The organism is Kitasatospora cineracea (genome assembly GCF_003751605.1).
GTDB lineage: Bacteria > Actinomycetota > Actinomycetes > Streptomycetales > Streptomycetaceae > Kitasatospora > Kitasatospora cineracea.
Genome location: NZ_RJVJ01000001.1, coordinates 5,517,656 through 5,535,849, shown reverse-complemented (window position 1 = coordinate 5,535,849; position 18,194 = coordinate 5,517,656). Strand labels below are relative to the sequence as shown.

At 77.1% G+C, this 18,194-nt stretch carries 16 protein-coding genes and 2 pseudogenes; 9 read left to right on the top strand and 9 right to left on the bottom strand.

What is annotated here, in order from left to right:
• Positions 1-56: 56 nt before the first annotated feature.
• From EDD39_RS24850 to EDD39_RS24830, 5 genes are all read left to right on the top strand, one after another.
• The gene (locus EDD39_RS24850; protein WP_208765574.1) at positions 57-782 is read left to right on the top strand and encodes a TetR family transcriptional regulator; all 726 of its coding nucleotides are present in this window, start codon (positions 57-59) and stop codon (positions 780-782) included.
• 179 nt (positions 783-961) lie between these two features.
• Positions 962-1,387, top strand: coding sequence for a Zn-ribbon domain-containing OB-fold protein (locus EDD39_RS24845; RefSeq protein ID WP_051818044.1), 426 nt, complete (start codon positions 962-964; stop codon positions 1,385-1,387).
• Between the two features lie 240 nt (positions 1,388-1,627).
• Positions 1,628-3,043: a hypothetical protein gene (locus EDD39_RS24840; RefSeq protein ID WP_123559464.1), complete on the top strand. Its 1,416-nt coding sequence runs from the start codon at positions 1,628-1,630 to the stop codon at positions 3,041-3,043.
• Between the two features lie 114 nt (positions 3,044-3,157).
• Positions 3,158-3,529 (top strand): tetratricopeptide repeat protein, encoded by a 372-nt coding sequence (locus tag EDD39_RS24835; protein WP_051828979.1) that lies wholly within the window; start codon positions 3,158-3,160, stop codon positions 3,527-3,529.
• Positions 3,530-3,674: 145 nt separating this feature from the next.
• Entirely contained in the window at positions 3,675-4,124 is a 450-nt protein-coding gene (locus EDD39_RS24830) for an SRPBCC family protein (protein ID WP_123819733.1), read from the top strand.
• Positions 4,125-4,154: 30 nt separating this feature from the next.
• Here EDD39_RS24830 and EDD39_RS24825 read toward each other — a convergent pair.
• Positions 4,155-6,113, bottom strand: a pseudogene (locus EDD39_RS24825) (SpoIIE family protein phosphatase); the annotation flags it as partial.
• A 452-nt stretch (positions 6,114-6,565) separates the two neighbouring features.
• Here EDD39_RS24825 and EDD39_RS24820 point away from each other — a divergent pair.
• Entirely contained in the window at positions 6,566-6,925 is a 360-nt protein-coding gene (locus EDD39_RS24820; protein WP_123559460.1) for a 5-carboxymethyl-2-hydroxymuconate Delta-isomerase, read from the top strand.
• A gap of 90 nt (positions 6,926-7,015) precedes the next feature.
• Here the strand turns inward: EDD39_RS24820 and EDD39_RS41290 are convergent, their stop codons facing one another.
• A complete protein-coding gene (locus EDD39_RS41290; RefSeq protein WP_123560847.1) occupies positions 7,016-7,366 on the bottom strand; it encodes a VOC family protein in 351 nt (116 codons plus the stop codon).
• Positions 7,367-7,420: 54 nt separating this feature from the next.
• Positions 7,421-8,083 (bottom strand): annotated as a pseudogene (locus EDD39_RS41285) (TetR/AcrR family transcriptional regulator); the annotation flags it as partial.
• A 138-nt stretch (positions 8,084-8,221) separates the two neighbouring features.
• Here EDD39_RS41285 and EDD39_RS24805 point away from each other — a divergent pair.
• A complete protein-coding gene (locus EDD39_RS24805; protein ID WP_123559458.1) occupies positions 8,222-9,232 on the top strand; it encodes a hypothetical protein in 1,011 nt (336 codons plus the stop codon).
• A gap of 203 nt (positions 9,233-9,435) precedes the next feature.
• Here EDD39_RS24805 and EDD39_RS24800 read toward each other — a convergent pair whose 3' ends face one another.
• The 3 genes from EDD39_RS24800 to EDD39_RS24790 form a co-directional block, all read right to left on the bottom strand.
• On the bottom strand, positions 9,436-11,157 hold the full coding sequence (locus tag EDD39_RS24800; protein ID WP_244257011.1) for a hypothetical protein: 1,722 nt from the start codon (positions 11,155-11,157) through the stop codon (positions 9,436-9,438).
• Entirely contained in the window at positions 11,154-11,897 is a 744-nt protein-coding gene (locus tag EDD39_RS24795; protein WP_030464102.1) for an ABC transporter ATP-binding protein, read from the bottom strand. Before EDD39_RS24795 ends, EDD39_RS24800 begins: the two co-directional genes overlap by 4 nt.
• A gap of 87 nt (positions 11,898-11,984) precedes the next feature.
• A complete protein-coding gene (locus EDD39_RS24790) occupies positions 11,985-12,833 on the bottom strand; it encodes an alpha/beta fold hydrolase (RefSeq protein ID WP_123559456.1) in 849 nt (282 codons plus the stop codon).
• Between the two features lie 124 nt (positions 12,834-12,957).
• On the opposite strand from EDD39_RS24790, the gene EDD39_RS24785 reads away from it, so the two are divergent.
• Positions 12,958-13,431 carry a MarR family winged helix-turn-helix transcriptional regulator gene (locus EDD39_RS24785; RefSeq protein ID WP_123559454.1) on the top strand — a complete coding sequence of 158 codons (474 nt, stop codon included), beginning with the start codon at positions 12,958-12,960 and terminating at the stop codon, positions 13,429-13,431.
• 101 nt (positions 13,432-13,532) lie between these two features.
• Here EDD39_RS24785 and EDD39_RS24780 read toward each other — a convergent pair whose 3' ends face one another.
• A complete protein-coding gene (locus EDD39_RS24780) occupies positions 13,533-14,759 on the bottom strand; it encodes a glycoside hydrolase family 6 protein (RefSeq protein WP_123559452.1) in 1,227 nt (408 codons plus the stop codon).
• Between the two features lie 217 nt (positions 14,760-14,976).
• On the bottom strand, positions 14,977-15,786 hold the full coding sequence (locus EDD39_RS24775) for a helix-turn-helix transcriptional regulator (RefSeq protein ID WP_244257009.1): 810 nt from the start codon (positions 15,784-15,786) through the stop codon (positions 14,977-14,979).
• A 49-nt stretch (positions 15,787-15,835) separates the two neighbouring features.
• On the opposite strand from EDD39_RS24775, the gene EDD39_RS24770 reads away from it, so the two are divergent.
• Positions 15,836-16,336, top strand: a complete 501-nt coding sequence (locus tag EDD39_RS24770) for a DUF2000 domain-containing protein (protein WP_244257006.1) — start codon at positions 15,836-15,838, stop codon at positions 16,334-16,336.
• A 17-nt stretch (positions 16,337-16,353) separates the two neighbouring features.
• Here the strand turns inward: EDD39_RS24770 and EDD39_RS24765 are convergent, their stop codons facing one another.
• Positions 16,354-17,601 carry a metallophosphoesterase gene (locus EDD39_RS24765; RefSeq protein ID WP_123559448.1) on the bottom strand — a complete coding sequence of 416 codons (1,248 nt, stop codon included), beginning with the start codon at positions 17,599-17,601 and terminating at the stop codon, positions 16,354-16,356.
• Positions 17,602-18,194 lie beyond the last annotated feature (593 nt).

The window sequence follows — 18,194 nt, the reverse complement described above, 5'->3', positions numbered from 1 at the left end:
ACACTCAGTGCCGCCGGGCCCAGCCCGAACCGCCTGGTCGGTGCTACCGTCCGGGTATGAGCGAGGTGCATGAGCAGGACCGGACGTCCGGCGGCGCGGCGCGGCCGACGATGCGGGACGCGCTGGTCGAGGCGGCGTTCGAGCTGTTCTCCGAGCGGGGTTTCGAGCAGACCACGATCGACGACATCGTCTCGCTCGCGGGCGTCGGCCGCCGGTCGTTCTTCCGCTACTTCCCCTCCAAGGAAGCGGTGGTGTTCCCCGACCACGACGGCTGCCTGGCCGAGATGACGGCCTTCCTGGGCGCGGCCGACCCGGCCGGCGACCCGGTGGAGCAGGTCTGCGACGCGGCCCGGCTGGTGCTGCGGATGTACGCGGGGAACCCGGCGTTCTCGGTGGGCCGCTACCGGCTGACCAAGCAGGTGCCCACCCTGCGCATCCACGAGCTGTCGGTGGTCTGGCGCTACGAGCGCACCCTGGCGGGCCACCTGCGCACCAGGTACGCGGCCCGCTCGGACGGCGCGCTGCGGGCGGACGTGATCGCGGCGGCGGTGGTGGCGGCGCACAACTACGCGCTGCGGGCCTGGCTGCGCTCGGGCGGCGAGGGCGACGTGGGCGCGGCGGTGGACGAGGCGCTGCAACTGGTGGTCGACACCTGGGGGAACGGCGCGGAGGGCGGCGGGGGCGGCGGTTCGCAGGACGACGAGGTGGTGGTGATGGTGGCCCGGCGCGGGACGCCGATGTGGCGGGTGGTGCAGGGCGTCGAGGCGGCCCTGGAGGGCTGACCGGCCCGGGCCGCCCCCGGGCCTGACGGGCCGTCGAAGATCCGCCGATATGACTTGGCACTCCGTACCTTTACAGAAGGCACTGAGTGCCATACCTTCCTTCTGGCAGACGCCCCGACCGCACGCCCGCTCCCGGGCGGCGGTACGGCGGCGCACCCAGGCCCAGGGAGGAGACGGCCATGACCCTCACGCTCGCCCCGTCCGCACCGCACGCCCCGCTCGCCCCGTTCGCGCCCTTCGTCGAACACCCCTTCCCCCAGCAGGCCGCCGGCGCCCCCGGCGAGGCCGAACTCGACTACCGGCGCTGCCAGTGGTGCCACTCGGCCAGCGCGGCGACCTGCCTGCTGTGCCCGGTGTGCGGCTCGGCCGACCTGTCGCCCGCCCGCGCCTGCGGACAGGGCACGGTGCAGCGGCTGCTGCGCCCGACCCGCCGCGGCCCGCACCTGGGGCGGCCGTACCTGATCGTGCTGGACGAGGGCTTCACCGTGCAGGCGTCGGTGCTCGGCGGCCTGCCGGGGGCGGTGCCGATCGGCGCCCGGGTCCACCTGGTGACCAGCGAGGAGGACGGCCGGGTGCTGACCTTCCGCCTGGCGCCCCGCCCCTGACCCCGCGCCTCTCCCCCGCAGTTCTCCGGGCCGCCGCCCCACCGGCGCCCCGGTCCGCGCCCCCGGCCGCTGGCACCGAGTGCCATCCGCCGGGGGCGTTCTCCTTCGGACGCGCGTGCCGTGCGCACACTTCCGACATCGCTCCTCCCGGCTGTGCCGGGCTGGCGGGAACCGGTGCACGCGGCGGCGCCGCGCGGGTAGGGTCGATGGCGTTTGCCGTTCCGGGGGAGGTACTCGCAGGTGCTCGATCTGAGCGCAGATCAGTCGGCCGCCGGCTGGCGCCCGTTGTCCGGCCCGCCGCCCGTGCGGGCCTGGTGCGACGGGCTGGCGGCCAATCCGGGGGCTCCGGTCGAGGTGCTGGTGCGGCTGCTGGCGCAGGGCCCCGACCCGCTCTGGCCGGCCCGCCGCCCGGAGCTGCCGGCGCCCGTGCTGGCCGCCGCGCTGCGGCACCCCCGGTGGCAGGTGCGGGCGGCGCTGGCGGAGCGTCCGGGGCTGGCCGCGCCGGTGCTGGCGGAGCTGGCCGGCGACCGGGAGCGCCGGGTGCGCCGGGCCGCCGCGTCGGCCGCCCACCGGGTGGTGCTGCCCCCGGCGGCGCTGGCCGCGCTGGCCGCCGACCGCGACCCGGACACCCGCCGCCGGGTCCCGGGCTGCCCGGGCCTGCCGCTGGAGCTGCTGGTGGCGCTGGTCCAGGACACCTCGCCGCTGGTGCGCGCGGCGGCCGTCCGCCGGGAGTCCTGGCCGCAGCTGCCGCCTCGGGTGCGCACGGGTCTGCGGGCCGACCGCGACCCGGCGGTGCGGGCCGCGGTGCAGCGGGCGCTGCGGGTGGAGCGCGAGCTGCCGGTGACGCTGGCCGGGTACATCGCCGAGAGCGACCCGGCCCGCCGGGAGCGCACGGCGGCCTCGGCCCGGCTGGAGCGGGCGCTGGGCGAGTGGCTGGTGCTGGACGACGAACCGCGGATCCGGGCCGCCGCCGCGGGCAACCCGCAGCTGCCCACCGACCTGGCGCTGGTGCTGGCCGCCGACCCGCACGAGGCGGTGCGGCTGGCGGTCTCGCTGCGCCCGGACCTGACGGAGGAGCAGCGCGCCGCGGTGGCGTACCGGCTGCCGGACGCCGCGCCGCCGCTGCCCTGGGTGGCCGAGCGGGCGGCCGATCCGGCGGAGCTGCTGCGGCTGGCCCGATCGGCGCACCCGCTGGTGCGCTGCGCGGTGGCCTCGCTGGAGCGGCTGCCCGCGCCGGTGGTGGCCGTGCTGGCGGCGGACGCCGAGCTGATCGTGCGGCTGGCCCTGGCGGAGCACTGCGCGGACGCCCCGGGCGCGCTGCTCCGCTCGGTGTACGGGCAGCTGCTGGGCCCGGCCGCGCTGGTCGCGGACCCGCGTTTCGCCGCCCCGGGCCTGTCCCGCTGGGCCGACCGTCCGGAGCCGGCCCTGCGGTTGGCCGCGCTGCGCGACCCGGACCTGCCGCCGGACCTGCTGCCGGCCCTGGCCGCGGACGAGGACCCGGTGGTGGCCCGGGCCGCGGTGGCCGATCCGCGCCTGCCGCTGCCGCGGCTGCTGGAGTGCCTGGAGCCGCACGCCCACCCGGAGGCGGCGGCGTCGAACCCGGCCCTGCCGGTCCCGTTCATGCACCGTCTGCTGGACCTGTCACCCCCGTCCTGACCTGCGGCGGCGCCCCGGGAGGGGGCGTGGAATACCGCCCGGTGGGTGAATGTTCAACCACCTGTCGGGCCGGTGCGGCCCGGCGGGAGACCCGGCAACGGGAAGGAGCAGGCAATGACCACCGACCTCCGCCACAGCGGTGCGGCCGTCGTGTCCCCGGGCGAGAGCGCGGGCGAGCGCTGGGCGCGGGCCCAGCTGTTCTTCGACTCCAAGGCGTACGCGGACGCCGCGCTGATCCTCACCGGCCTGGTCGACGAGGTGCCCGAGCAGGTCGGCCCGCGGCTGCTGCTGGCCCGGTCCTACTACCACTCGGCCCAGCTGCGCCGGGCCGAGGAGCAGCTGCGCGAGGTGATCGCGCGCGACCCGGTGGAGCACTACGCGCACCTGGTGCTCGGCCGCGTCCTGGAGCGCCAGGGCCGGCACGCCGAGGCCGTTCCGTACCTGCGGCTGGCGGCCGCGTTCGACGGGGACTTCCCCGAGGACTGAGCCCCCGCCGCTTCCCCCGCACCGCCCCCGGCCCTCCCCCCGGCCGGGGGCGGTGCGCCGTTCCGGGCCCGGCCCCTGTCGTCGCGGGGCCCGGCCCCTGGCAGGCTGGAGGGAGTGCACCCCCGGGGCGGACGGAGCCCTCGGGGTGGACGGAGCGGAGGTGCCGCCGATGCGGACGCTGGAGGAGCAGATCGAGGTGACCGCCCCGGTGGGGACGGCCTGGTCGCAGCTGCACCGGGTGGCCGAGTACCCGCTGTTCGTCGCCGGGGTGGTGCACGCCAGTGCGCACGGCCGGCACCACGCGCTGCTGGACGTGGAGTTCGGCGGCGAGCGGCACGCGGTGGACGCGGAGCTGACCGACCACGGGCGCGGCCGGGTGATGAGCTGGGAGACGGTGGACGGCCCGCCGCTGCGCGGCACCTTCGCGCTGCGGGCGCTGGACGCCGCGCACACCCGGGTCCAACTGCGCCTGGAGTACGACCCGCAGGAGCTGACCGACGCGATGGGCGGCCCGCGCGGCTTCGCGCAGAGCCACGCGGTGGAGGAGGCGGTCCGCGCCGATCTGGAGCTGTTCAAGCAGTTGTGCGAGGAGTGAGCGGCCGGGCCGTTAGCCCCTCCCGGCCGCTCACTCCTCGGTGGGCAGCTCGGCCCAGATGACCTTCCCGCTGGCGGGGTAGCGGGTGCCCCAGCGTTCGGCGAGCTGGGCGACCAGGAACAGGCCGCGCCCGCCCTCGTCGGTGTCGGTGGCGTAGCGCAGGTGCGGGGAGGTGGCCGAGCCGTCCCGGACCTCGCAGATCAGCGACCGGTCGCGCAGCAGCCGGACCCGGATCGGCGGGGCGGCGTGCCGGATGGCGTTGGTGATCAGTTCGCTGAGCACGAGTTCGGCGGCGAACGCCTGCTCGGCCAGGCCCCAGTCGGCGAGGCGGCGGGTGACGGCGGCCCGGATCCGGGCGACGGCGGCGGGGTCGGCGGGGACGTCCCAGTCGGCGACGTGGTCGGCGGGCAGCGCGCGGGTGCGGGCCACCAGCAGGGCGGTGTCGTCGGCGGGGTTGGCGGGCAGCAGCGCGGCGAGCAGGTCCTCGCAGGTCTGCCGGGGGTCGCGGCCGGGGCGGGCGAGGGCGGCGCGCAGCAGTTTCAGGCCGTGGTCGAGGTCGTGGCTGCGGGACTCCACCAGCCCGTCGGTGTACAGCACCACCCGGCTGCCCTCGGGGAGTTCGAGTTCGGCGCTCTCGTAGGGCAGCCCGGTGACGCCGAGCGGCGGCCCGGCGGGCAGGTCGACGATCTCGACCCGGCCGTCGGGGTAGGCCACGGCGGGCGGCAGGTGGCCGGCCCGGGCCATGGTGCAGCGGCGGGTGACCGGGTCGTAGACGGCGTACAGGCAGGTCGCACCGGTGATCGGGCGCTCGCTGCCGTCGGGGGCGGGGTGTTCCTGGTCGAGCCGGTTGACCAGGGCGTCGAGGTGGCCGAGCAGTTCGTCGGGGGCGAGGTCGAGCGAGGAGAAGGTGTGCACGGCGGTGCGCAGCCGGCCCATGGTGGCGACCGCGTGCACGCCGTGGCCGACCACGTCGCCGACCACCAGGGCGACCCGGGCGCCGGAGAGCGGGATGACGTCGAACCAGTCGCCGCCGACCCCGGCCTGCGCGGGCAGGTAGCGGGAGGCGACCTCGAGGGCGTCCTGTTCGGGGAGTCCGGCGGGCAGCAGGCTGTGCTGGAGGGCGACGGCCATGGTGTGTTCGCGGGTGTAGCGGCGGGCGTTCTCGACCAGGACGGCGGCCCGGGCGGTGAGTTCCTCGGCGAGGGTGCGGTCCTCCTCGTCGAAGACCGGGCGCGGGCGGGCCCGCCAGAAGGTGGCCACGCCCAGCAGTGTCCCGCCGACCGCCAGCGGCACCGTGACCAGGGTGTGCACGCCCTGCGCGCGCATGGCGTCGACGGTGCCGGGGTGGAGCTCGTCCCAGGCGGCCAGCGCGGCCGTCAGGTCGGGTTCGACCACCGAGCGCAGTTCGGTGACGGCCCGGGACCGGGGGGTGCCGGGGACCATCGGGACGGACGAGCCGGGGGCCAGCAGCGGCGACAGTTCGGTGACGCCGGCCAGTGCGGCGCGGCGCAGCGGGCGGCGCCGCCCGGGGCGGGGTTCGCCGCCGGCCAGCACGCCCTCGTAGAGGTCGACGCAGGCGAAGTCGGCGAACGCCGGGACGAGGGCGGAGGCGAGTTCCTCGCAGGTGCGGGTGATGTCGAGGGTGGTGCCGATCGAGGCGCCGGCCCGGTAGAGCAGTTCCAGCCGGAGCCGGGCGGTGTCGGGGCCGGTGAGCGGGGCGCTGTCGCGCAGGGTGGCGATCCGGCCGGGCAGGCCGCCGGAGCGGTCGGTGGGGTGGAGGTCGAGGTGGAGCAGGCGGCCGTGGACGGCGGCGCGGGCGTCGGTGAGTTCCCCGGGGCCGTGCAGCAGGGCGGTCAGGTCGGGCGGCAGGCCGAGCGCGCCGAGCGGGCGGCCCTCGCAGTCGGCGGGCAGGCCGAGCAGGCGGCGGGCCTCGTCGTTGGCGTAGCGCAGCAGCAGGTCGGCGTCGAGCAGCAGGACGCCCTCGCGGACGACGGCCGGTGCGGGGGCGCGGTGCCGGCCCGTCCCTTCCGAGGCGGCCGTCATCCGGGCCGTCCGGCGGGGGCGGGGGTCGTGCGGGCTGTCGGGGCGGGCGTCGCGCGGGCCGCGGGGGCGGGGCGCGCGGCGGCGGACAGCCGTCGTACGGGGGCGGGGCCCGCCGTGCTGTGTCCACCGGGTGCTGCCCGAAACCGGGTCATACGCCCATTCCTACACTCCCCGCTCGGAGCGGGCCAATGGCCGCGCCCGGATTTCCGTGCCCGGGGCGGTGGTTTCGCCCGGTCCGGCGGGCGGGGCGGGCCGACGGTGACCGCTGTCCGGCCTGCGGCGTCCGCACTCCGGGCGGATCGGGGACCCCGGGCGCGGGGGCGGGGAGGGGCGGGAGGAGGATGGGCGGATGTAGAAGCCAAGCATCTGCGCGAAGAGGTCGGGAGAGGTCGTCCGTCATGCCCCACATCACCGTCGACTACTCGCCGCAGCTCGCCGACGCCTTCGACCGCCCCGGTTTCGTCCGCGAGCTCCACCCGCTGGTGCGCGAGTGGGTGGCGTCCCGGGGCGTGTGCAAGACCTTCTTCCGCCCGGCGGCGGAGACCTGGGTCGACGGCTCGGACGGGCAGGTGACGGCCTTCGTGCACATCGCCATCGGGCTGCTGCCGGGGCGGCCCGAGGGGCTCAAGGCCAGGCTCTCGGAGGAGGTGCTGCGGCTGCTCGACAAGCACCTGCGCCCGGTCCTGGGCCGCGAGGTGGTCCGCTCGGCGGAGGTCCGCGACCTGGCCGCCTCCTACCAGCTGCGCACCGGCTGGTAGGCGCCCGCGGGGCGGCTCCTCGGCGGTCGGCCCTGGGCGGCGGGCCCGTCAGTGGCTGCCCCTCGGCGGCGGCCGGTCGGCGGCGGGTCCTCAGCGGTGGCCGAGGACGTTCACCACCAGGCCGTTCGGGTCCCGGACGAAGAAGCGCCGCACGCCCCACTCCTCGTCGCTCAGCGGGTGGACCACCTCGGCGCCGGCCGCCAGCATCGCGGCGTGCGCGGCGTCCACGTCGGCGACCTCGACGCTCAGGTCCGGCAGCACGGGCGCGGTGGCGTCCCGGACCGCGAAGCTGACCTGCGCGGCCGGGACGGCGGGCGCCGCCAGGGTCATGATCCAGCCGTGGTTCATGACCTCCGCGAGGCCGAGCCGCCCGTAGAACTCCCGGTTCGCCCGCTGCGCCCCCTCCCCCGCCACCTTGACGTTCGGCACCACCCGCCGCACCGGCCCGGCGGACTGCTGCCCGGCGGGCTGCTGCCCGGCGGGCTGCTGCCCGGCGGACTGCTGCTCGGCGGCGTCGAAGGCGGGGGCGAGCGGGGCCAGGGCGGCCCGGAGCCGCTCGGGCAGCGGGCCGGCGGGGACGACCAGGCCCGCGGCGGCGGCCGGGCCCGCCTCCCCGGCGGGGCCCGCGGGCGGGCGGAGCCAGTCGGCCAGCGCGATCCGGACGGCCGAGGCGGTGGCCGCGGCGAGCACCCGGGCGGACTCCGGCCCGGCGGCGCGGTGCTGCTGCGCCGCCGCCAGGCGGGCGGTGATCTCCGCCGCGAGCGGGGCCTCGATCCCGGCGGTGGTGTCCAGGAACGCCTCGCGCAGGGCGGGGCGGGTGAGGATCAGCAGCAGGGCCTCTGGGGCCTGCTCGCCGGTGCCGGTGTACTGCTCGACCACCGCGTCGGTGACGGCCTCGGCCAGCCGCACCCCGGCGGGCCGGGCCGCGAGCGCCGCGGCGACCCGCTCCTCCCGGTCGGCGGTGACGGCGGAGACGATCGCCTGCTCGCGGCCGGCGAAGTAGTTGTGGTAGGTGCGCGGCGAGACCCCGGCCGCCTCGGCGATGTCCTCGACCCGGACCCCGTCCGGCCCGTGCTCCACGGCCAGCCGCAGGGCGGCCGCGCGCAGCGCCTCCCGGGTGGCCCGCTTCTTCCGCTCCCGCAGCCCAGGTGTCGTCACGGCGGCCAGCGTTCCACACCGCACTGCGCCCCGGCAAACTTGCCGGACAGCAAACTTGCACTCCCGCAAATTTCCTGCCAGCCTCGTCCCCGCCAGTACCGACCACCGGAGGGGAAGCGCACCGTGCGAGCAAGGGGAATGACCTACGACACCGGGTTCGTCCGGCACGGCCGGGCCTCCCGCCCGGACTTCGACCCGGCGGTGGTGCGGCGCGAGCTGGCCGTCATCCGCGACGACCTGCACTGCGACGCCGTCCAGCTGATCGGCGGCGACCCGGAGCGGCTGGAACTGGCGGCCCGGGCGGCGGCCGGGCTCGGCCTGGAGGTGTGGTTCTCGCCCTACCCGCTGGAGCTGGAGCCGGAGCAGGTCCGCGCCCTGCTGCGGGACTGCGCGGAGCGGGCCGAGCGGGTCCGGCGGCTGGGGGCCGCGGTGGTGTTCGTGGCCGGCGTCGAGCTGAGCGTGATGGTCCGCGGCTTCCTGCCCGGCGGGAGCCCCGAGGAGCGGGTCGCCCGCCTGATGGCGGAGCCGGAGCTGCGGGCGGGGCGGATCCGGGAGCTCGGGGAGCGGATGAACGCCTTCCTGGGCGCGGCGGTGGCGGACGTCCGGGCCCGCTTCGGGGGCCCGGTCACCTACGCGGCGATCCAGTTCGAACAGGTCGACTGGACGCCCTTCGACTTCACCACCTTCGAGCTGCTGCGCTCCGCCGAGGTCGCCGACCGGTTCCGGGAGGCGGTGCGCACCCTGGCCCGCGGCCCGAAGCCGCTCGCCGTCACGGGCTTCGGCACCGCCGCCTACCGGGGCGCCGGGGACCGCGGCGGCCGGGTCCTGGAGGTGGTCGAGCACGACCCGGGGACCGGGGCGCCGCTGCGGCTGGCCGCCGCGCACGAACGCGACGAGGCCGGGCAGGCCCGGTACCTGGACGAGCTGCTGGAGGTGTTCGAGAGCGAGGGCGTGGACAGCGCGTTCGTCTTCCTGTTCGCCCTGTCCGGCTACCCGCACCGCCCGGACGGCGACCCGCGCGACGACCTGGACCGGGCCTCGCTGGGCATCGTCAAGCTCCTCGACGGGGCCCGCGGCGCCCGCTACCCGGACCTGCCGTGGGAGCCGAAGGCCGCCTTCGACGCGGTCGCCCGCCGCTACCGGCGGTGAGCAGGCACTAGTGCCGCGTCAGGCAGCCTTTGCCGTGAAGGAGCGGCGGCCGGTGCGTGCTCTCGGCGTGCCGGCCGGAAGCCCTCGTACTGGATGTACTCGGGTTTTCGGCCGGTGCGGCGAGAGGGCGTGCCAAGGGGGCACCTCCCAGCCCCCCTCGGGGCTGGGGGAGTCGCGACGGGCGAAGGTTGCCTGACGCGGCACTAGCTCGGCCCGGCCAGGCGCGGGAGGGCGGCGGCCCGGGAGCGGGCCCAGTGCAGCAGGACGGCGGCCAGGACCAGGGCGATCAGCAGGGCCTGCAGCAGGTGGGCGGGGGTGCCGGCGCGCAGGGCGGTCGACAGGGGCGGGGCCAGGACGGGCAGGGCCACGGCCGGGCCGGCCGCGTACCAGGCGGTGAAGAACAGCAGGCCGGTGCTGCCGCCGGCGGGCTGGGGCGAGCGGTAGAGCAGGTCGCGGCGGGCCGGGCCGCGGCAGGCGTTGACCAGCCCGGCGGCGACCAGCGGCGGGACGGCCAGCGGCGCCGCCCAGGCCGCCGTCCCGCCGCCGCAGGCCAGCACGGTGCCCGTGCCGAGCACGGCCAGCAGCAGGCCGAGCGCGGTGGGCACCACCGCGTGGCGCAGCATCAGGTCGGCGAACGGGTACGGGGACCAGGACGCCCGGCGGACGTCGTCGGTCTCGATCCGGGCGGGCTCCAGCAGTTGGGCCAGCGCCAGGTAGCCGAACAGCAGGGCGAGGGCGGTGACCCCCCAGGACAGGGCGCCCCGGGTGCCGTCCGCCAGCACCCCGCAGAGCAGGGCGGGCACGGTCAGCAGCACCGCGCGGCCCAGCCGGGCGGGGGACCGCAGCAGGGAGAGGGTGTCGCGCCAGTACAGCACCAGCCGGGGCCGCCGGGGCGCGGGCAGCCGGACCCGCAGCTGCCGTCCGCCGCCGGAGGCGCCGGTGACGGCCAGCCGGGCGGCCCGGAGTTCGACGGTGCGCAGCGCGGCCAGCACGCCGGCGGCGGTCCGGGCGCGTTCGCGCAGCAGGGGCAGCGGGACGGTGGCGGCGGCCCGGTCGGCGAGCACCAGGCAGAGCGCGGTCGGGGCCAGCAGCAGGGCGGCGGCCAGCGGGGCGCCCGGGACGGCGGCGGGGGTCGGGGCCAGGGCGGCGATCCCGGCCCAGCCCCACGGGCCCGACCACAGTTCGATCCGCTCCAGCCAGGGCACGGGGTGGCCCGCGACGGCCAGCGCGCTCTGCGCGGCCAGCGCCAGGACCAGCACCGTCGCCGGCGGGGTCAGGGCGCGGGCCCAGCGGGCGGCCCGGGTGCTGCGCTGGACCAGCAGGCCCGCGCAGACGCCCAGCAGCGGCAGGCAGGCGCCGCCGGCCAGGCACCAGCCGAGGGCGGCGGGCAGGCCGACCCGGACGGTGAGGCCGAGCGCGACCATGCCGCCGACGGCGCCCAGCAGTCCGGGCAGGGCGGCCAGTCCGCAGGAGAGCCAGAACCACGGGCGCAGCACCGGCCGGGGCCGGACGGGGTGGGCGAGCAGCCAGTCGGTGGTGGCCCGGGGCGGGACGACCGGGCCGCGCCACAGTCCGTCGCGGACGGCCAGCAACAGCACCGCGAGCCCGGCGGCGGCGATGCCGCTGGGCATGGCGGCCAGCAGGTCGGGGCCGTGGGCGGTGTAGTCGGCGCCCATCGAGGCCTGCAGGAAGAGGCCGAGGCTGGGGATGCCGCCCCAGATCACCAGGATCAGCAGGGTGCAGTAGAGCGCGAAGGCGGCCTGCTTGGCCCGGTTGCGGCGGTGCGGGGCGCGCAGGGCGCGCAGCAGGGCGAGGGCCTCGTCGGTCCAGTCGTCGTCGGCGGTCCAGGCGGTGGGGGTGTCGGCGGGGCCGTCGGCGTCGGGTGCCGGGGCGAGCGGTTCGGCCGCGGCCGCGGGGCGGGTCACCGGGGTCCGGCCGGGGTGGTGCGGGGGCGGGTGTCGGCGGCGAGGACTTCGGCGGGCGGGCCCTGGCGGACGATCCGGCCGTCCTCGAGGACCAGGACCCGGTCGGCGACCTCGCGGGCCAGGTCGTCGTGGTGGGTGACCAGCAGGACCGCGACGCCGTCGGCGAGTTCCGCGGTCAGGAGTTCGGCGAGGCGGCGGCGGGCCTCCGGGTCGAGGCGCTGCTCGGGTTCGTCGAGCAGCAGCAGGTCGCGGGGGCGGACCAGGGCGCAGGCCAGCAGCAGGGCCTGGAGCTGTCCGGAGGAGAGGGCGGAGGGCAGGGCGTCGGCGCGTTCGGTGAGCGAGCGGTTCTCCAGCACCTGGTCGACCCAGTCGGCGGCGTCGGCGACGCCGTGCGCGACGGCGACCAGCAGCAGGTGCTCGCGGACCGTCAGGTCGGGGTAGTGGGCGACGGTGTCGCCGACGACCGCGACCCGGGCCCGGATCCGCGGGTCGTTCTCGTTCATCGGCAGGCCGTCGAAGCGCACCGTCCCCTTGGTGGGCAGGTCGCGTCCGGCGGCGATCCGCAGCAGGGTCGACTTGCCGGAGCCGTTGTGGCCGAGCAGGGCCACGCACTCCCCGGCGGCGAGGTCCAGGTCGACGGGGTGCAGCACCTCCCGGCCTCCGTAGGCGCGGCTGACCCCGGACAGGTGCAGCAGGGCCGGGCGCGCGGCGGCGCGCGGGGCGGTGGGCTTCTTGGCCATGCGGACGGCGCCTCCTCGACGGACGGACCGCCCAAGTATGGCCCCGCCGTGCCGCTGCGCCGCGCACCGCCCCTGCCGGGGGTGCGGTCAGCGGGCCAGGAAGGTGGTGAGTTCGGCGTTCGGCTCGGCGGGGCGCAGGTACGGGAGGGCGTGGTGGGAGACGCCTTCCAGGGGGTGGACGCGGGCCCGGGGCAGGAGGGCGGCGGCGCGGGTGGCGAGGGTGCGCGGGTCGTGGGCGCGGCTGGCGGCGGCGGGCAGGACCAGGCAGGGGCGGTCGAGGGCGGCGAGGGCCGCGGGGGTGGGGCGGGGGCCGGTGACGGGGCGGGCGGCGGGGAAGGTCGCGGCGAGGCCGTACAGCCGGGTCCAGTCCGGGTCGAGCGGGGTGCCGCCGGTCTCCCAGGCGAGGAAGGCGCGGGCCCGGCGCTCGCTGGGGCGGGCCAGCATCGGGGCTGCGTGCAGCAGGTAGGAGGGGCGGTAGCCGGTGAAGCAGCCGGTGGGGTCGAGCAGGGCCAGCCGGTCGGTCCGGTCGGGGCGGCTCAGCGCGTAGGTGAGGGCGATCCAGCCGCCGTAGGAGTGCCCGCACAGGTCGGCGCGTTCGGCGCCGAGCGCGTCGAGGACGGTGTCGAGCCAGCCGTGCAGCTCGGCGACGGTGCGCGGCCGGGGGCGGCCGTCCGCCGTGGAGCGCCCGGCCTCGCCGATCCGGTCGACGGCGAACACCCGTGCGGTGCGGGCGAGTTCGCCGACGTTGGCCCACCAGCTCGCGGCGGTGGCGCCGCCGCCGTGGAGCAGCAGCAGGGGCGGGGCGTCGGGCGGTCCGGCGGCGTTGACCCGGGTGGTGCCGTAGGGGGTGTCGAGGTCGAGGGTGTCGACCGGGACGGGCCAGCGGTCGAGCAGGGTGTCGTAGGCGGACAGGAAGGCGGACCGGTCGAATCCCATGGCGGGTCTCCTGCTGGGGAATATTGTCTCGCTCGGCAATCTTCTCGCTGAACGAGATAATATGCGGGTCGGATCCCTCGCGGGCAACCCCCGCCCGCAATCCCGCCCACGAGAGGACGAACGGATGGACGATCCAGGGCCCGGTCTGCGCACCGTGCACCAGTTGCGCGCGCTGACCGTCGAACTCGACCTGCTGGCCGCCTCGTTCGCGCAGCGCCACGGCCTGCACCCGACCGACCTGCGGGCGCTGATCGCACTGCTGGACGCCGCCCGGGCCGAGGTGCCCGCCACGCCCGGGCTGCTCGGCCGCGAGCTGGGGATCAACTCGGCGGGGACCACCGCCGTGCTGGACCGGCTGGAGCGGCTGGGGCACGTCCGGCGCGCCCGCGACCCGCACGACCGGCGGCGGGTGCTGCTGGAGGTGACCGAGCGGGCCGTCGCGCTCGGCCAGGGGTTCTTCGGCCCGCTGATCGGCGAGGCCGTCGCCCTGGTCGACGGGCTGTCGGCGGTCGAACGGGCCGCCGTCGAGGGCTTCCTGTCCACCATGCGGGAGATCGTCGCCCGGCACGCGGACGGCCCGGACCGCCCCGCCGGGTGAGGCACGGCGGACGCCCGGGCGAGCGCGCTGCTCGCCCGGGCGTCCGGGGGTGGTGCGGGGTACGGGGTGGTGCGGGGTTGCGGAGGTGGCGGCGCGGTGGGTCAGTGCTGCGGGAGCAGCCCGGTGTTGAAGGTCAGCTTCGGGGCGGCGTTGTCCGCCAGCGAGCGGGCCTGGGCGGGCCACCAGCCGCCGGCGATCGGGTCGACCGAGCCGTACTCGGGGTCGGCGGGGCCGGCGGTGCCGCGGGTGCAGCTGCCGTCGGACTCGCCCGGGACCTTGATCCACAGGAAGGCGTCCAGCAGGGCCCGGCCGGTGTTCGCGGTGGGGCGGGTGCCCAGGCCGCGGGCGGGCGGGTTGCACCAGGTCTGCGGGTCGCCGGTGTACTTGCCGGGCTCCGGCGTCCACGGGCCCTGGCCGTTGCGGCTGCTGTCGATCACGAAGTGGGGGAGCTTCGCGCCGGCCGGGACGCGCTCGGCGTACCAGGCGTCGGCGTCCGCGGCGGGCCAGTACTGGTTGGCGCAGGAGTCGGCGGTGGCGCCCGGGGTGTTCTGCAGGTACCAGACGCACTGGGAGACCAGCGTGCCGTAGCGGGTCAGCGCGGCGTCGGTCTGGTAGTTCGACACGTTCAGGAAGAAGCCCTGCGCCTTGGCCACGCCGCCGTCGATCAGCAGCTGGGCCTGGGTGCCGACGTTCTGCCAGCTGCTGTGCCCGGCGTCCAGGTAGACGATCGCGCCGCGCTGCTGCTCCAGCCGGTCCACGGCGCCGGAGATCTCGGCGAGGCGGTCCTGCTGCTGGGTGGCGGTGCCGCCGCAGAACGCGGGCGACAGGGCCAGGCCGTCCGGCTCCAGGACGACCACGGTCTTGCGGTCGCCGATGCCGCGGGCCAGCGCGTCGATCCAGGCCGCGTACTCGGTGCTGTTGGAGGCGCCGCCCGCCGAGTACTGCGAGCAGTCCCGGCCCGGCACGTTGTACGCCACGGTGACCGGCACCTGCCGGGCCCGGGCGGCCTTCGCCTGCAGCGCGGCCATCGCGTCGGTGGTCTCCTGCGGGGTCGCCGTCCCGTTGAACCACTGCGCGACCGGCCAGGACGCCAGCTGCGCCATCTCCAGGGCGCCCTGCAGGTCGTGGGCCTTCAGGTCGGTCAGCGCCTGCTGCGCGGCCTTGCTCCCCGGGTCGACGTAGAACCGGGTGTCCGGCGCGAGGCTCCGCGCCCCGGACGCGGGGGCGGCGGGGGCGGCGGCCTGGGCGGGCGCGGTGGCGAGTCCGAGGCCGGACGCGAGCAGCACGGCCAGCGAGAGCGCGGCTCGGACGGGGTGGGGTGGGCGCATGGCAGGTCTCTCCCGGCAGGGATGGGCGATCGGCGGAGCCGCCATGCAGCCACCCCCGGTGACACCCCGTCAAGGCCGCTCCGCCCCGGCGCGCCGAACCCGCAGCAGGACCCGCCGCCGCGCCGCTCCCCCGCTGAAACTTTCACCCGTCCCGGCGGCGGGCCGGCGGGTTCCGGGCGGCCGGGCGGCAGGGCGGACGGCGGCGGTCCGGCCGGGTTCAGCCGTGGGCGCGTCCCCCGCGTTCCCGGAAGCGGCCCGGGGTGGTGCCGACGATGCGGCGGAAGTGGCGGGTGAGGTGGGACTGGTCGTGGAAGCCGAGCGCGGTGGCGACGGCGGTCGGGGGGTGGCCGTCGAGCAGGAGGTGGCGGGCCCGGTCGATCCGGCGGGTGGTGAGGTACTGGTGCGGGGGCAGGCCGAACGCGGTGCTGAAGGTGCGGACGAGGTGCGCGGGGTGGGCGTGCAGGAGGCGGGCGGCGTCGGCGAGGGTGGTGCGTTCGGTGAGCCGGGCGTCGAGCAGTTCGCGCAGGTCGTGGGCGAGCCGGGGCGCGGGGTCGGCGGCGGCCGGGCGCGGGCGCAGGTGGTGGCGGAGCCGTTCGGCGATCAGGGCCAGCCGGCTCTCGGCCTGGAGCTCCTCGCCGGGGGTGCCGAGGACGGTGTGCAGCTGGCCGACCCGGCGCCGCAGCAGCGGGTCGGCGAGGTCCGGCCCGTCCACCGCGGGGCCGATCAACTCCCGTCCCAGCTGGTCGGGTTCGAGGTAGAGCACGCGTTTGCGGAAGCCGTCCTCGGTGGCCGGTGAGCCGTTGTGCGGGACGTCCGGGGGCAGCAGGCTGACGGTGTCGTGCGGGGTGCCGCGGCGGTGCCGGTCGAGGTCGTAGCGGACGGCGCCGTCGTCGACGATCAGCAGCGTCCAGGAGTCGTGGACGTGCATGGGGTAGCGGTGCGCGGTGAAGTGCGCGTGGAACACCTCGACCACGCCCGGCACGCGCGGCCGCCAGGCGCTGGTCTCCTCCGGCGGCGCTGCGGGCATGCGAAGAACGTACAAGACCGGGCGGCGGGGCGGGCGGCACGCTCGCTCCATGGACAACACCGCACTGACCACGCCCGTCTCCCCCTCTTCCGCACCCCTCTCTCCCTCTTCCGCACCCCTCTCCCCTTCGTCCGGGCCTGTCCGCTTCGACGGCAAGATCGCCGTACTGCTGCGCGCGGACCTCGCGCCGTGGCAGCGGCTGAACGTGACGGCCTTCCTGGTGAGTGGGCTGGGCACCGCCGTGCCGGAGCTGATCGGCGAGCCGTACGCGGACGCGGACGGGGTCGGCTACCTGCCGATGTTCCGCCAGCCGGTGCTGGTCTTCGAGGGTGGGCCGGAGCTGCTGACCGCCGCGCACGGGCGGGCGCTGTCGCGCGGGCTGCCGACGGCGGTGTTCACCGCGGACCTGTTCGCCACCGGCAACGACCGGGACAACCGGGCGGCGGTCCGGGCCGTGCCGACGGCGGCGCTGGACCTGGTCGGCCTGGCGCTGCACGGGCCGCGCAACGCGGTGGACAAGGTGCTCAAGGGCGCCAGGATGCACCCCTGAGCCGGGCGGGGGGCGGGTCAGGCCTGGAGCGAGGCGAGCGTGACGACCGTGATGTCGGACGGCGCGCCGACCCGGACCGGCGGCCCCCAGGCGCCCGCGCCGCGGGTGACGTAGAGCTGGGTGTCGCCGTAGCGCTCCAGGCCCGCGACGGTCGGGTTGGCCAGTTCGGCGAGGTAGTTGCCGGGCCAGAGCTGGCCGCCGTGGGTGTGGCCGGAGAGCTGGAGGTCGACGCCGTGGCGCACGCTGTCGTGGATGGTGACCGGCTGGTGCGCCATCAGCACGGAGGCCCGGCTGCGGTCGCGGTCGTCCAGCGCCTTCGCGTAGTCGGGGCCCTGGCCCTGCGCGGTGCCCGCGATGTCGTTGACGCCCGCCAGGTCGAACCAGGCCAGCTCGACCCGGTCGTTCTCCAGCGGGTGCACGCCCAGCTCGCGGACGAACTCCACCCAGGGCGCGGCACCGGAGAAGTACTCGTGGTTGCCGGTGACGAAGTACGCCCCGTCCTTGGCCCGCAGGTCGGCCAGCGGGCGGGCGGCCGGGCCGAGTTCGGGGACGGTGCCGTCGACCAGGTCGCCGACCACGGTGATCAGGTCGGGCTGGACGGCGTTGATGGTGTCGACGATCCGCCGGGTGTGCGCCTTGCCGAGGATCGGCCCGAGGTGGATGTCGCTGACCACCGCGATCCGGTAGCCGTGCGCAGCGCGCGGCAGTTTCGCCAGCGGCACCGTGACGTGCTTGAGCCGCGGCCCGCGCAGCACCCCGTACGCGCCGTTGCCGACCACCCCGACGGCCACCGCCGCCGCGCCGCCGGCCACCACCCGGGACACGAACAGCCGCCGCGAACTCTCGCCGCCGCTCCCGGTGTCCTTTTCGACGGCGGCGGGGGCGGCGGCGGGGGCGGGGACGGCGGCAGGCTCGGGCTCGGTCGCGAGTGGGCTGCTGCTGCGGCGGCGGAAGGGGAGGCGGAGCAGCAGGGGGCGCAGGGCCTCGCCGGCCAGCAGGGCGAGCAGCAGGTAGATGCTGACGGCCATCCAGAGGTAGCCGGGCCAGGCGAACCAGCGTTCCACGGCGAGCGGGAAGGCCCGGCCGCCGATCGCCGCGAGCAGCATCAGGACGGGCAGCAGGACCAGCAGGGCGGTGCCGGTGCGCCGGTACCGGCTGCCGGGGCCGGAGACGTCGCGGACCAGCCGCCGCCACAGGTACCAGTGCGCCACCCCGAGCAGGCCTAGGACGCCCAGGGCCCCCGCCGCCACCACCACGATCGTCATGCGGTCAGTATCGGCGCCGGGTCCGGCCCGCCGGACGGCGGGTGGTGGGCGCGGTGGATGGCGGATGGTGGGCGCGGTCGGCGGCAGACGGCCGGGCTCGGTGGACGGCGGCTGGTCGGGCGGGCGCGGTCGACGACGGGCGGCCTGGCGGGCGTGGTCGACGGTGGACAGCGGATGGACAGGGGCGGTGGACGGCGGCCAGTCAGGCGCGGTCGGCGGCAGACGGCCCGGCGTGGTGGACGGCGGGTGGTCGGGCGGGTACGGAGGGTGCCGGTCCGGGTTCGGTTCCCGGTCACCCCCTGTGAGCCCGAGCACATCGGGGCGGCCGTCCACGACTCCGGGTAGTTGGTGTGCGGCGGATCACGGGTGCGAGTGTCCCGGGCCACCGCCGGAGGTGCGCGCGGAGGACGAATCCGCAGGTCGGGGAGGGTTTTGTGGGTGCCGTGGGGCGGTCGCCGCCGCCGGTCGCCCGGGTCCGGCGGCCGGCCCGGGCCCGGTGGTCGCCACCACGGCCGCTACTACGGCGGGTAGTTACGGAGGCCGTTGTTCGGTTCTGCGACGTCTGCCAAGAATGTCCCGTCCGCCAGGCAGTC